The sequence below is a fragment of the Streptomyces sp. NPDC001890 genome (assembly GCF_042891445.1).
Classification (GTDB): domain Bacteria; phylum Actinomycetota; class Actinomycetes; order Streptomycetales; family Streptomycetaceae; genus Streptomyces.
In genome coordinates this window covers 88,098-100,879 of the sequence record NZ_JBIATE010000009.1, presented here as the reverse complement: position 1 = coordinate 100,879, position 12,782 = coordinate 88,098, and the positions used below count along the sequence as shown (strand labels likewise).

The 12,782-nt window shown below is 66.7% G+C and carries 12 protein-coding genes and 3 pseudogenes; 4 read left to right on the top strand and 11 right to left on the bottom strand.

The window, feature by feature from the left end; translation table 11 throughout:
• Positions 1-207: 207 nt before the first annotated feature.
• Positions 208-1,236, bottom strand: coding sequence for an NAD-dependent epimerase/dehydratase family protein (locus ACFYY1_RS22845; RefSeq protein ID WP_388588333.1), 1,029 nt, complete (start codon positions 1,234-1,236; stop codon positions 208-210).
• 876 nt (positions 1,237-2,112) lie between these two features.
• Between ACFYY1_RS22845 and ACFYY1_RS22840 the strand changes: the two are divergent.
• Positions 2,113-2,748, top strand: a pseudogene (locus ACFYY1_RS22840) (uracil-DNA glycosylase family protein).
• A gap of 97 nt (positions 2,749-2,845) precedes the next feature.
• On the opposite strand, the gene ACFYY1_RS22835 reads toward ACFYY1_RS22840, so the two are convergent.
• Together ACFYY1_RS22835 and ACFYY1_RS22830 are read right to left on the bottom strand one after the other, a co-directional pair.
• On the bottom strand, positions 2,846-3,619 hold the full coding sequence (locus tag ACFYY1_RS22835) for a VOC family protein (protein WP_388588330.1): 774 nt from the start codon (positions 3,617-3,619) through the stop codon (positions 2,846-2,848).
• Between the two features lie 53 nt (positions 3,620-3,672).
• Complete coding sequence (locus tag ACFYY1_RS22830) at positions 3,673-4,239, bottom strand: hemerythrin domain-containing protein (RefSeq protein WP_388588328.1); 567 nt, start codon at positions 4,237-4,239, stop codon at positions 3,673-3,675.
• Between the two features lie 528 nt (positions 4,240-4,767).
• Here ACFYY1_RS22830 and ACFYY1_RS22825 point away from each other — a divergent pair.
• Positions 4,768-4,995 (top strand): HAD family hydrolase, encoded by a 228-nt coding sequence (locus ACFYY1_RS22825; protein ID WP_388588326.1) that lies wholly within the window; start codon positions 4,768-4,770, stop codon positions 4,993-4,995.
• A gap of 57 nt (positions 4,996-5,052) precedes the next feature.
• Here ACFYY1_RS22825 and ACFYY1_RS22820 read toward each other — a convergent pair whose 3' ends face one another.
• Both ACFYY1_RS22820 and ACFYY1_RS22815 read right to left on the bottom strand, forming a co-directional pair.
• A complete protein-coding gene (locus ACFYY1_RS22820) occupies positions 5,053-5,622 on the bottom strand; it encodes a DJ-1/PfpI/YhbO family deglycase/protease (RefSeq protein WP_388588323.1) in 570 nt (189 codons plus the stop codon).
• A 259-nt stretch (positions 5,623-5,881) separates the two neighbouring features.
• Positions 5,882-6,037, bottom strand: a complete 156-nt coding sequence (locus tag ACFYY1_RS22815; RefSeq protein ID WP_356089630.1) for a DUF6131 family protein — start codon at positions 6,035-6,037, stop codon at positions 5,882-5,884.
• A 418-nt stretch (positions 6,038-6,455) separates the two neighbouring features.
• Between ACFYY1_RS22815 and ACFYY1_RS22810 the strand changes: the two are divergent.
• A pseudogene (locus ACFYY1_RS22810) lies at positions 6,456-6,926 on the top strand (winged helix-turn-helix domain-containing protein).
• 50 nt (positions 6,927-6,976) lie between these two features.
• Positions 6,977-7,513, top strand: coding sequence for a transposase (locus ACFYY1_RS22805; RefSeq protein WP_388588679.1), 537 nt, complete (start codon positions 6,977-6,979; stop codon positions 7,511-7,513).
• Positions 7,514-7,525: 12 nt separating this feature from the next.
• On the opposite strand, the gene amaP is transcribed toward ACFYY1_RS22805, so the two are convergent.
• The 6 genes and pseudogenes from amaP to ACFYY1_RS22775 form a co-directional block, all read right to left on the bottom strand.
• The gene (amaP, locus tag ACFYY1_RS22800) at positions 7,526-8,122 is read right to left on the bottom strand and encodes an alkaline shock response membrane anchor protein AmaP (RefSeq protein WP_388588319.1); all 597 of its coding nucleotides are present in this window, start codon (positions 8,120-8,122) and stop codon (positions 7,526-7,528) included.
• Between the two features lie 8 nt (positions 8,123-8,130).
• Positions 8,131-8,814 (bottom strand): DUF6286 domain-containing protein, encoded by a 684-nt coding sequence (locus ACFYY1_RS22795; RefSeq protein WP_388588316.1) that lies wholly within the window; start codon positions 8,812-8,814, stop codon positions 8,131-8,133.
• The gene (locus tag ACFYY1_RS22790) at positions 8,811-9,167 is read right to left on the bottom strand and encodes an Asp23/Gls24 family envelope stress response protein (RefSeq protein WP_388588314.1); all 357 of its coding nucleotides are present in this window, start codon (positions 9,165-9,167) and stop codon (positions 8,811-8,813) included. Before ACFYY1_RS22790 ends, ACFYY1_RS22795 begins: the two co-directional genes overlap by 4 nt.
• Positions 9,168-9,286: 119 nt before the next feature.
• A complete protein-coding gene (locus tag ACFYY1_RS22785) occupies positions 9,287-9,490 on the bottom strand; it encodes a hypothetical protein (protein ID WP_356089640.1) in 204 nt (67 codons plus the stop codon).
• Positions 9,491-9,528: 38 nt separating this feature from the next.
• The gene (locus tag ACFYY1_RS22780) at positions 9,529-9,957 is read right to left on the bottom strand and encodes an Asp23/Gls24 family envelope stress response protein (protein WP_388588312.1); all 429 of its coding nucleotides are present in this window, start codon (positions 9,955-9,957) and stop codon (positions 9,529-9,531) included.
• A gap of 1,318 nt (positions 9,958-11,275) precedes the next feature.
• Positions 11,276-11,787 (bottom strand): annotated as a pseudogene (locus ACFYY1_RS22775) (IS630 family transposase); the annotation flags it as partial.
• Between the last annotated feature and the right edge of the window lie 995 nt (positions 11,788-12,782).

The following is a 12,782-nucleotide window of genomic DNA, read 5'->3' as shown; positions in this document are numbered from 1 at the left end:
CGAGACCGGGCGCGGCGGCGACGGTATGCGTCGCACTCTGCTTGGTGTATTCGGCTGCTGCCGCAGAGTCAGACCGCCACGACGAACCGACTCAGAAGAGCCGTGGTCCGCCGGGCTGTTCCACCCTGGCCTTGACCAGAAGGCGTTCCGTTCGCTCGGCCGCCTGGAAGGAGAATCCCGGTGGTAACTGACGGCGGTTACATGGGGTCAGCCGGGAGCCCACTTCCCCTCCCGGTCACTTGTGCCGCGACGTACCCCCCTCAGAAACGACGACAGTGCTTCCTGCGCTGTTCTGGTCGGCTGCCACCCCAGCACATCGTGAGCCCGGCTGCAGTTGAGGACCGGCAGTCGCAACACTGCGTCGAAGAGATGTGGCGAAGCGGGGACCGCGCGGGCGTGCCACGCAGCAGTCAGAGCGCTCCGCATCAGTGTCGCTGGAACACGCACCACCTTGGCGTCCAGGAGGTCGCCGAGTTGTTGCGCGTCGATGACCGGCTCCGCCGCCAGGTTGAACGCACCTCGAACGTCAGTGGCCACGGCCGCCCGGTAGGCCTGCGCCGCGTCATCGCTGTGGAGGATCTGGAAACGCAGCCCTTCCAGATCAGGAACGAAGGGGAGGAGGTCGGGGCGCAGCAGGGCACCGGGGACATAGCGGCCCGCGAAGGTTCGACGTTGTTCGCTGGCGGCCTGTTCCTTGAACAGGAATCCGGGCCGCATCCTGACCACCCGGATCCCCGGGTGTCGCAACTCGAACGTGTCCAGCACACGCTCCAGATAGGACTTCTCCCGGCAGTAGGCGGCATCCGGCCACCCGTACGTGGGCCACTCCTCGTCCACCCCCGGTTCGTCCTTCGTGCCGGGAGAGTAGGCACCCACCGAGGAGGCGTGTACCAGCACCGGCACTCTTGCCCTCGCTGTGGCCTCGAAGACCCGAATCGACCCCAGAACATTGCTCTGCCAGGTGACTACAGGGTCACGAGTGGGCTGGAATCGCCAGGCCAGGTGAATGACGGCGTCCGCGCCGGCCAGGTGCTTGTCCAGGGCGCCGGGGCTGTCCTCCCGGGAGAGGTCCACCGTGCCCCATGCCACTCCCGGGATCGACAGCTTCGGCAGCCGGCGGGCGAGGCCCAGAACGGACGCCACGTCCGGGTCCTCCGACAGGGCCTTGACCACACTGGTCCCCACATTGCCTGTGGCCCCTGTCACCACAATCCGCAAGCTCTCATGTGTGCTCATCGTCATTTCTTTCCCTTCTCGAAGGGGCCCAGAGTGCTCAGCGACACCGCGGGCGCTGAGCGCGATGAGGCGTTGCGCACAGTGAGTGCCGCGGCGGACGCAACAGCCGACAGCATTTCTTGATCATTTCGCCCTCCTTACCCAGGAACAGTGCGCATGCCATGCCGTGGGCCGCCCGACTGCGGACAGCGGGGGACGGAGGGTGCCGAAGTTGACCACGGGGTCTCTATGCGTGTCACGCTCGTCCCCGACAGGTGAGTGCACGCATCGGGTCGTTCCTCCCTGCAGTGCCTCTCTGGCATAGGCGCTCCTGGACGGGCTACTCCCAAGCCCGTCGGTGGTTCGAACCCGCATACGCGGCCCCGCCGATCGCTGACTTCGACGCGGTCGAGTACCGTCCGGCCCTACCCACCAGCTTCGCCGGTACGAGCCGACTCATCCAGCGAACCAGTGACCGAGCCATCTCGCCTCTCGTGGCCGGATGCCATGGGACGGTGGCGGCCACCTGTGAGAGGCGATCACGAAGCCCGGCTCGTTTCGGGCATCGGACACGGGAATACCCACCGGGACAGGACGATTCGCTGTCCTGCAGCTGCCATCGACGAGCCGACCGCCGCCACGAGGCGGCGAACACACCGAAGGCCAGGGCACGATGACAGCTGCCCCGCTGGTGACGACGGCTGGGGTATTCGCCTCATCGGTCGCCGCACACCCTCACCGGGCCAGGCCAGGCCAGCCCTGTCCTGAAACGATGGATACCAGCGGGATGTGAGGCGGAGCAGCCCACGGGATGGCGTCCGTCTCACGAGGGGCCACGAACAAGCAGGCGCCATGCCCAATACTGCGTAACGCCCCCACAAGAGCGCTCTCGCCTGCGTGCCTGCTCGGGGAGGCCTGCCGGCGCTGCGCCCGGGCCGCGGCCGACTACCGTGGGTGCCCGCTGTATGCAGAGGCCACACAGACGGTCTTCGGCGCCGATTCAGCCCGTGCGCGAATCGGTCGGAGAACAGCCCGGCGACCAAGAGGACCGCCAAGGCCAGCCATTCGTCGGTCCGACAGGTCGGCTTCTGCGCAAGGCGCTTGCCGAAGCCGGAATCGAAGAGGATCAGGTGTACTTCACCAACGCGGTCAAACACTTCAAGTTCGCACCGACCAGTACGCAAAAGCGGCGTATACACAAGACGCCAGACCCTCGCGAGAGCAGCGGCTGCCGCCCATGGCTGGCAGCCGAACTACACCGTGTCGATCCAGCATTGGGTCGCCCTCGGTGCCACCGTCGGCAAGGCGTTGTTCGGCAGCTCCTACAGGGTGATGGAGTTCCGCGGTGTGCTGCTGCCAGTGTCGCACTGGGACATCCCCACGACGTTGGGAACCGAGCGGGAGGGCAGCGCGCGAAATCACTGGTTTTTCGCCACCGTGTACCCCTCGGCCGTCCTGCGGGCGACAAACCGGGCTGACGCCTGCAAAGAGTTCCTGTCGGATCTGCGAACGGCTGCACGATTCCTCGCATGAGGCCCTTTGAGGCCTCGCACACCGAAGGGCTTTGACGCACGCGGCGCGGGCGACGGGAACACGCCGGACAAGGCGGACGTCGTAACGTGCCGGGCCGTCAGGCGCCAGACAGGGTGAAAAAGGCGCCAGCGGGGTCGCAGACAATGAATGCATTGTCCGGGGCGTCGGCGGCTGTGGGCGTCGGTGAGGATCTGCCCCCAGCTGTGACGGCGGCTGCTGCAGCTTTTCGGCTGTCATCAACGTGGAAGTCGACGTTCCACCTGGGGCGGACATCTGGGTCCGGTTCGGCTTCGAGGCCTCCGCCGTACAGGGTGGCGACGGTATGTCCCGCGGCCTGGACGATGATGTGGTCCTGGGCGTAGTCCACCGTGCAGCCTCCCGGCGGCCGGGCCCAGTCGAAAATCTCCGCGTAGAAGATGGCGGCGTCGAATGCGTTGCGGGTCTGCAGGTCCAGCCGGGCCGGGGCGCTGCCCCACCCCACAGACCAGGACACGGTCGGGCCTTCCCAGAACCCGAAGACGGCACCGTCCCGGTCGGCAGCGATCCCGGCACGCCCCTCGCCCAGGGGAAGAGGGCCGACGGCGAGCGTGGCGCCGCGCTCACTGATCCTTGCCGCAGTCTCATCCGCGTCCATGACGGCGAAGTACGGGGTCCAGACGCCCGGATAGCCACCGCCTGAACAGCATCCGATCCCGGCGACCGGTTTGCCTTGCGCCAGAGCCACCGAGAAGTTGCTGCCGAGTGCGCTTTCCCTGAACGTCCAGTTCATGACGTTGGAGTAGAAGGACTGTGCCGCGCGCAGGTCCTGTGCCATCAGGTTCACCCAGCACGGTGCGCCGGTCACCGGCATGCTTCTCTCGATGTTCGGCATTCGATGTGTTCCTCGGGATACGTGATGGACGGCAGGGCATGCCCAGGTTGGGCTCAACCGGTGGTTGTGCGGCTGTGGAAAAAGCTGCGAACGCGGTCCACCAATCCGGCTCCGGGAACGAGCAGTCTGTGGGCGGGCGAGGTGCCCGGAAGGGATGGGCGGAGGCGGAGAGGAGCAGCTTCCCTGGCACGTCGGACCAGTCGGCCGAGTTCGTCCAGCTTCTCGGGCGGGACGGCTGCCGAGAGTCTCGGGAACAGCTCGTGCTCTTCCTCCCGTACGTGGGAGGCGACCTCGAACTTCAGTTTCGCGATCGTGTCGTTGAACTGCGGATCACAGACGTTTCGGTCTTCGAGGCTCTTGAGCATCTGCTCGACTCTGGCGTGATCGGCGAGTTCCTTGTCCGTCAATGCTGGACCGTGCCATACGTGCCTGCGCACGACGGGATACAGATAAAATTCCTCGGCGATCGTATGCCGAACCAATTCCGCAGTCAGCCGGTCCGCCAGCACCCGCCGCTGGGGATGATCAATCGGCTGCAATTCGATCTGCGAAAAAAGTGCCTCCAGTTCACGATGATCGGCCGTCAGCTCCACGATCACATCGCCGCCCTGCTCCGTCACAGCACCCCTCCTTGGGTCCATCGCCCTCGGGAGGAGGGTGCAAGCACACAGACAACAGGCCCTGCACTCAAAATCTGCGCTCCGCGCGCGAGAACAGCCCAGGCAGTCACCTACCCGGCGGAGCCACGCCGGGAGCCGTGCTGAGAGTGCGCTCCCCGAGCCGGATGGGTTCTCGGCTGCACATGTCCGTGGACTTCACCGCTTCGCCGTTCGTTGTAGAGGGAACCGAAGCCGGGCCATCGAGGTCGCGCATCCTGCAGAGAGATGCAACGTCACGTGAGCCAGGCCCAACGCCTCCTTCGGAGGTGGCGCAAGCAGCGGATGCTGCAGGAGGGTTGGAGCAGACCGAGGCGGAGGTCGGCGCGTACCTCGGTGCGACGAGGGCTCCATGCCGACCGGCGACTGCCACGTCCGACCATGAACTCGGAGCGCTGCGCCAGGCACTCGACGCCGACGATGTCATCGCAGACATTGCGGGGCGGACGACGTGGAGGAGGGAGGCCGGCCCTTGAGCCGATCCGGCAGGCGATGGAGATCGCCGGAGGGCCCCCCGATGAGACGGTCTACGTAGGCGATTCCGTCTGGGACACGAAAGCGGCGACCAGGGCCTCCGTGGCTGCTGTGGCTCTTCTCTCCGGCGGAACTCCCCGGGCGGACCTCGAAGAGGCTGGAGAGGGCGGCGTCTATACCGGCCCGGCCGACCTTTTCGCCCACCTCAACGACAGCGCGTTCTCGCGGATCGGGGCAGCAGGCTGAACAGCGAGTGATTACGCGTTCAGGGTCTCGGGCCCGCAACCCGTCCCGGCAACGTCCTCACTGGGTGTTGACGGCGAGTGCTGAGTCCACCTCGCGGAGGAACGGTTCCAGGTCACCGGGGTTGCGTGAGGTGATGAGGGTCCAGCCCTGGGTGTCATCCGTGACGACGGGCTCGTCGGCCCATTCGCCGCCGGCGTTGCGGATGTCCGTTTTCAGCGAGGGGTAGGACGTCAGCCTCTTTCCCGCAACGACATCTGCTGCGATAAGGGCCCACGGTCCGTGGCAGATGGCCGCCACGGGCCGCCCGGACGAAGTGAAGGAGCGCACAATGTCGGTGGCAGAGTCCTGCCCGCGCAGGGCGTCGGCATTGAGGGTGCCCCCCGGGACGAGCAGCAGGTCGTAAGCGGCTGGGTCCACATCAGTCAGGGTGACTTCGGGCCGGATCGCTTTCCCGGGGTCCTTGTCACTCACCAGCGTCCGGATATCGTCACTGGATACGGCGGCGACGTCCACATCAGCGCCCCAGCCACGCAGATGTTCCAGGGGCACCAGGAGCTCGTCCTGCTCGACGCCGTAGTTCGTGACGATCGCTAGTACCTTCCGCTTGCTCACGTCGTTGTCAGACATTCCTGGGTCCTTTTGGGAGAACGGTTCACCTGGAACGTGTGTGCAGTGCTGTTCCCTGTCAGCGGCGCCACCCTGCGGGATCAGATCGTCGTTGCCCCCGGACTCCACGCTGACAAGCGCGAACGGGGCAAGGTGCTGTGCAATCGCAGGTCGGGTGTCGGGTCCGGGCAGAACAGGCGAAGCCAGCGCCGCCCGGACTGAGCGGCTGCCCCATTTGAGAGCCGGTGCACCGTGCCGGGCCGAGGCTTGCTCGGTTGCCCTACCAGTAGTGCCTTCGCCCGGCGACCGCGTGTCCCATCCCGCCCAGGATCCATAGGACCAGACCCACCACGGCGAGAATGATCCCGATCGTCCACAGGATGGAGATACCGGTCACGAAACCGATGACAAGCAGGATGACTCCGAGAATGATCACGACACGCTCCGATCTCGTGTGCGTTGCTTTCACTCTGGCTCCTGTGAGCCGCCACGGCAACTGCCAGCTCATTCGTCCACATCCGTCGCAGCGCCACTTTGCTGCCCGGCGCACAGTGACTGGTGTCGCACCACGCAAGGATTCGACTGCGCCGTCACGTGCAGACGGTAACGACGAAGTGGTCGGAGACAGCTGTGGTTCCGTCCGCGCAGGGGTTCGTGGGAGTGACCGGCGTGCACCGATGGGCCGGGCGCTTCAGCGGGCGGTTGTGATCGCATCACGTTATGCGCCTACCGAAGCCACGGCCGACCGGGAGCGCCAGTTCCCCGCTCCGTAGTTACTGAGGTTTTCGGGTTGTCGTCGGGGAGTGACGGTTCATGATCCCTGCGGTATGCCGGTGGGATGAGGTATCCGGAGGGTGGGGGGCCTGACCGCTGAGCGTCGGGCGTTTCGTGAGGGGATCCGGCTTCAGGCCGGCGAGAGGTTCGCCGCGGGTGAGAAGACCGCAGTGATCGCGAGGGACCTGCGGGTGAGTGTGCGGTCTGTGGAACGCTGGCGCCGTGCCTGGCGCGAGAGCGGACTGGAGGGCCTGCGCTCTGCAGGTCCGGCGAACTCCCCGACCATCAGCGATTCCCAGTTCGCCGTACTCGAGGAAGAACTCGGGAAGGGACCTGCAGCTTACGGCTTCGAAGACGAACGCTGGACTCTGGCCCGGGTCCAGGCGGTGATCCGCCGGCGGCTGCTGGTGAGCCTGTCGGTGGCGACGGTGTGGCGGCTGCTCAAACGGCACGGCTGATCCTGGCAGGCACCAGCCCGCAGAGCACTCGAGCGTGACGAGCACGCGGTGGAGCTGTGGAAGAAGGAGGTGTGGCCGCGGGTAAAAGCCTAGCGGCGGCATGTGGCGCCTGGATCGTCTTCGAGGACGAAGCCGGCTTCTCGATGACGCCGCCCCGGGCCCGCACCTGGGGCCGACGTGGGCACACCCCCGTCATCCGCGTCCGTGGCAGGTCCCGCCGCCGGACCTCGGTTGCCGCGCTGTGCTGCTACAAACCCGGTGAGAAAAGCCGTCTCATCCACCGGCCCCGCATCCACCTCCTCCTCAAAGGCGCACGCAAGAGCTTCTCCTGGAAGGACTACCGCGACCTGTTGGTGCGGGCGCATATCCAGCTCGGCGGCCCCATCGTGGTGGTCTGGGACAATCTCAACACCCACCTGGCCGCCGGGCTGAAGCGGTATGAGGCCGAGCACGACTGGCTCACCACCTTCCGGCTCCCGCCCTATGCGCCTGACCTGAACCCCGTCGAGGCCATCTGGTCACTCGTGCGCAGAGCGATGGCCAACACCGCCTTTGACTCACCCGACGACCTCGACCGTGTCCTCCGCCGCGAGTTACGCAGGATCCAGCTCCGGCCCCACCTGATCAACGGCTGCCTCACCGCCACCGGTCTGACCCTCGTACCACCGACTCCACCCTGAAAACCTCAGTAGCTAGGCGACGCGGCGGGCGCGGTGGCGGACTTCCCGGAGCCGGACCTCCGACGGGAGGCGGTCCAAGCCTGCCGATTCCCGTGCGTGTGCGAGCGTTTCCACGCTCAGTTGCTGCAGCGTCCGCGCCGGTTCTGCGTGAGGCTTGAGCAACAGCCGTACTCGTGCGGCTGGAGCAGCACGCCGACCCGTCAGCCGCACATGAGCCCGCGAGATCCCATCCAGCACCTGTGCCTCTTCCTCGATTGCGTGCTCCAGCGCACGGCCATTGAGTCGGGCCGCCACGTCGCCTTCGCTCTCGATGAGGACCTGGCCCAGCCGTTGTCTGCGCAACTGCGCGAGAAGCCACCAAAGCAGCAGTGCGAGGAGCACAACGAGCACCGCAATGACGGCCAGCCACCACCAGTCCTCCTCCCGCCATCGGGTGCGCCCCTCGGTGCCCAGCACGACATCATCCGGACCGCGGAAGGGCCACCAGCCCGGCATGTTGAATCCCCAGTGGCGCTGCAGATCCAGCCCACCCAGCAACACGCCGCCACCCAGGGCGAACAGTCCAAGGCCGAGCAGTCCCAGCAGCACCCGGTTCACTGTCTTGAGCATGGGACATTTCACCCCTTCTTCGGGCGCCGGACGCGCACGTCCAGCCTGGGCTGCTGGGCGAGACCCAAGTTCGTTACGGCTTTGCTCAGCGCGGCGTCCAGATCCGCGCGGACCTCGTTGAGATCGCGGAAATGTGCCTGTGCTCGGGCTTTGACCTTCCGGCGGCCGACATCGACCCGTGCCGATTGCACACCGGACACCTGTACAGCCCGGTCACGCAGAAGCATGGCGGCCGCGTGGCGGTCGAGCCCGGCGCGGACCTCCCCTGTTCTGAGGATTCCGGTGGGCTGCCGCATGGGTAGCAGTCTGCGTAGCCCCGGCGTCACCGCCAGCAGGAATAGCCACAGGCCAAGGACCATCGCCACTGCGGCCCCGACGGTCATCCAGATGTCATCCAGTGGCCGTGTGGCCAGTTCCTCGGCGAGCCGCCGTCGCCAGCTCATCCCGGGCTGGTCTGCCCGCACCGAGACCACGTCGTACAGGAGCAGACCCACGCCTGTGACGGACAGCAGTGCCACAGTGGCTGCGGGGATCCGCCGCGCGGACCAGAAGCGGCGCGCCGGCCGGCCCGCTTTATGGGCCGCTGCCGTCGCGCCCGTGCCCGGAGTGTCGCCCGCGAACGAAGCCGCCTGTCGCGTGCCGGAGGGAATGTCGCCTCTGTCGGTCGGCTGCCGCCTGGTGTTCCCGCTCATCTCACTCTCTCCTGGTCTCCATGCCGCGAGTGCACCGAGTGCAGCCTCTCGACCGACACCGTGAGTTCGGACACGTCCATGCCAGCCCATGTCCTGAGCCGCTCGATGACCTCGCGGCGCACCGCAGCGCATTGAGCCCCGATGTCGGACGGATAGCCCAGCTCCACGGCGATGCGCATCCGCACTTCGCCGAGCAGGGCCGGACGGCCATGGGCGGTATCGCAGTCCCGTCCTGCGGCGTGCTTGTTCGGCTCCGGTGCCCGCCGCACAGACGTCGTCACGCGTGGTGTCCGGCGGCCGGGCGGCACATGGCGGGCCGAATCGGTGAACCGGCTCAGCGCCTCGCGGGCCACGTGGGAAGCGATCTTTGCGACGACTCGGTCGGAGACGGTGGTCGCACCCCGCTCTCCGCGAGGAATGCCCGGACAGCGATCGGCGTCACTGGTCACTGCCGTCAGTCTCCCCGAGCCTGTCACCGGTTATCACGCATCCGCGGGTGGTCGTCGTGGCGGCGGCGGATGAAGTCACCCGGCTCGAGATCACCTTCCATCAAGCGCCCGGCGACAAGTCCGACGGCGCCCAGTACCAGCACCAGCAGGAAGGCCCAGAAGCCACCGAAGTACCCGGCGAAGCCCAGTGCCATTCCGGCAATCAAGCCGACCACAGCCTTGCTCATCACGCGCTCCTTCGCTCAAGCGGGCTGCTCCCCCTTGGCTACTGGACCCGCTGTTGTTCCTCTTCGTCCTCCTCGTCGGGCAGTTTCACATCGCTGACCGTGATGTTGACTTCCACAACTTCCAGGCCCGCCATCCGCTCCACTGCGGAGATCACGTTCTCGCGCACGTCACTGGCCACGTCCGTGATTGAGACGCCGTAGTCGACGACGATCTCCAGATCGATGGCCGCCTGTACCTCTCCCACCTCGACGCTGACCCCGCGCGTGACGGATTTTTCACTGCCGGCGCCGGGAATCCGCTCCCGCATGGATCCCATCGAGCGTGCGAATCCGCTGCCCAGGGCATGGACGCCGGGCACATCGCGTGCCGCCATTCCGGAGATCTTCTCTACCACTACGTCGGCAATGCTCGTCCGACCGCGAGAGCCGGGAGCACTGCCGTGCTTTCCGCCGGTGTTCTCAGTCATCGGGTTGTTCCTCCCTGAAGGAGGCCACCTAGCACTCTTTGATCGGATTATATTCGTTTTAGGGGGTTTTCGGAGATGTGGGTCATGAAGCTGGGTTGTCCAACGAGTGGTCCGCAGTGCCCCTGCAGGGGCACTGCGGAGTTAGGGGCAAGGTGGGAGGAAGGGAACCGCGGTCAGGGAAGAGGGTGAGAGGCCGATGCAAACTGAGGCGTGGATGGGGGCAGTACGGCGCCAGCTCGACCTGGGGCGGTTGCTCCCTCTCGGAGGGCCTGACGACGGGACGTGGATCACGGAGCAAGCGGCCGTCCGGGCCCTCGGACGCAGTGCCGCCGAGATTCCCGGCGTTTGGATGGAAAGCCTGCGCATTGGTCCGGCATCGCGCGGGCCCGTGTCCGAGCCGTCCGTCCGTCCGCCGGCCAGCGCGCTACCGCCTGGCCCGCTCAGGATCGAGGCCGCATTCACCGCATTCATGGGGCAGCCACTGCCCCGCACCGCGGAGCAGTTGAGGAGCGCATTGCTCAACGTGGCCACTGAAAGGATCGGCCTGGCCACTGAGACAGCTGACCTGCGCGTCACGGATCTCCACGAGGGCCCGGAGAGAGGCGTCAGGCCACAGACTGCAGAGAACGCCATGGGGCCCCCACCAGAGGCTGCAGACGTGCAAAGCTCGCTTCCAATGACCGGAACGGGACCCGTAAGGGGCCCCTTCGGGGAGCTGGCCAATGTCGCAGCGGCTGTTCCGGGCGTGGCCCGACTAACCGCAGTACTGGGAAGTCGCCCGGTCAAAGTGGAACAACATGACCAACCACCAGGCCGGCACATCGAGGTCCAGATTGCGGTCGCTCCCGGGTACCATCCGCTGGAAGTAGCCCGCGCCGTCCGGGCGGCGGTAGCCGACGCAGCCACCAGTGACACCTCGGGCCCGGTAACCGCCGCCGTCCTCATCGCAGAAACCGCGGCCTAAAAGCCGCGGTCACCACCCACCCCGGCCACGACGCACAGATGTGCAGCAGACGGCAAAGATGGGGCAAGCGTGGGAAGCAAGCGCAGTCAGGTAGGGGCGCCGTACCGGACGCCGGGACGCGGCAAGGTGCGAGTGCTGAAGGATGAGGATGGCCGCTACTGGGTGACGTACACCGGATGCAAGCTCGACAAGTTCTCGGCGGGGGTGTCTCCCGCGTCCGCCGATGCGCGGATGCATGCCGCTGCTTGTGATCGCTGTGATCAGTCACCTGGTGCCCGCCTGCCTGCTTTTGGCCAGCGGGCTTCCTGCTGATCAGGGGCGGAGTTTCGGGGGCCACCGCCTTCAACTAGCTAGCTAGTCTTCTGAGTCAGGAATTCTGTTCAGATATGAGGCAAGGTGTTCGAGGTTCTCGTCCGCCGTCTGAGCTTGGTCCGGACATAGGGCCTGGGGTCGCTGTTCCACGCAGCGGTCCAGGTCCGGATGTCCTGCTCCAGAGCCTGGACGGTTCTGTGGACGCCTCGCCGTATCTGCTTGTTTGTCAGCTCGGCGAACCAGCGTTCCACCAGGTTGAGCCAGGACGACCCGGTCGGTATGAAGTGCAGGTGGAATCGTGGGTGAGCCGGTAGCCAGGTCTTGACGGCCGGGGTCTTGTGGGTGGCGTGGTTGTCCAGTACCAGGTGGACCTCGAAGCCGTCTGGCACTTCCCGGTCGAGCTTGACGAGGAACTTCTTGAACTCCTCGGCCCGGTGGCGGCGGTGCAGGGAACCGATCACCTTGCCGGTGGCGACCTCCAGAGCGGCGAACGGGGTGTTGGTGCCGAAGCGTACGTAGTTGTGGGTGGTCCGCTGCGGAACGCCGGGCATCATCGAGGTCGCACAGATGCTCTCCGGGGAGAGCGTCGAGGAGGTCGGCCTGGGCGGCGCGGATGCTGGGCGCGGGAGCCCAGGGGTCGGAGCCAAGGACACGGCGAACGCTCACGCCGGTCATCGTACGGGCAGCGCATCACCCGGCCGCCCCGGCTGCCGGACCCCTGCGCAGCGAGTCGCTTCTACGGCGGTATACAACGTCTGCTTCCACGACGCCGGGTCGCCTTTCGCTCCGGGACGGAATCTGGCGGGGTCCGGGAACACTGGACTGCCCACCGGCCCTCGGCCCTGGGAAGGGGCCGTCCGAGGGTCAGGGCGGCCGTGCAGTGGCTGCGGCGAGCTGGGCGGTGCTCGCGGAGGTCGGCTCGGACTCGCTGACGAGGCAGAGGTCGAAGACGCCGCGGCGGCCAGCAGTTTCAGTGACCGAAGCCGGAGCCAAAGCTGTCCCCCGGCGCCGGCTTCAGTCCCAGATCCGCGGGCCCGATGAGTATCGGCCTGGATGCGCTGATGCCGGACGGGCCGCCGCGCAGAATCCGGACCTTGTCGTCGGACGACCGGCACGGGCCACAGATCCTCGGCGCCCGGTTCCGGCGGCACCCTCTTCCGCAGTCGGCGGTCCCGCCGTCACTGCCTGGCACGACACACCACCGACCAGGACCAGGAGCACGCCCTCCAGGACGGTGAGGACATCCTGGAGGGCGGAGACGGGGCGGGGGCGCGGGTGAGTGGGGCGGCGGCCGGGGTGCTGCGGTTCAGCGACTTCGTCGATCTCTGGGAGGTTCTGGCACAGATCTTGGTTGCGCCGTGAGGCGCTGTTGGTTCGAGTGGAGGTGGAAGACCTGCACCAACCCGCTGTCGCAGCAGTCGGGTTGAAGCTGAGGGCAGCCTGATCCGGGTGATGCCGGGGAGGGCGAGAGCGGCCCTGACAGAGCCGGGACGTGTCCAGTACTGCCAGATGGGGCGGGTCCGGCAAGCGTGATGGAGAGGAGTACGCG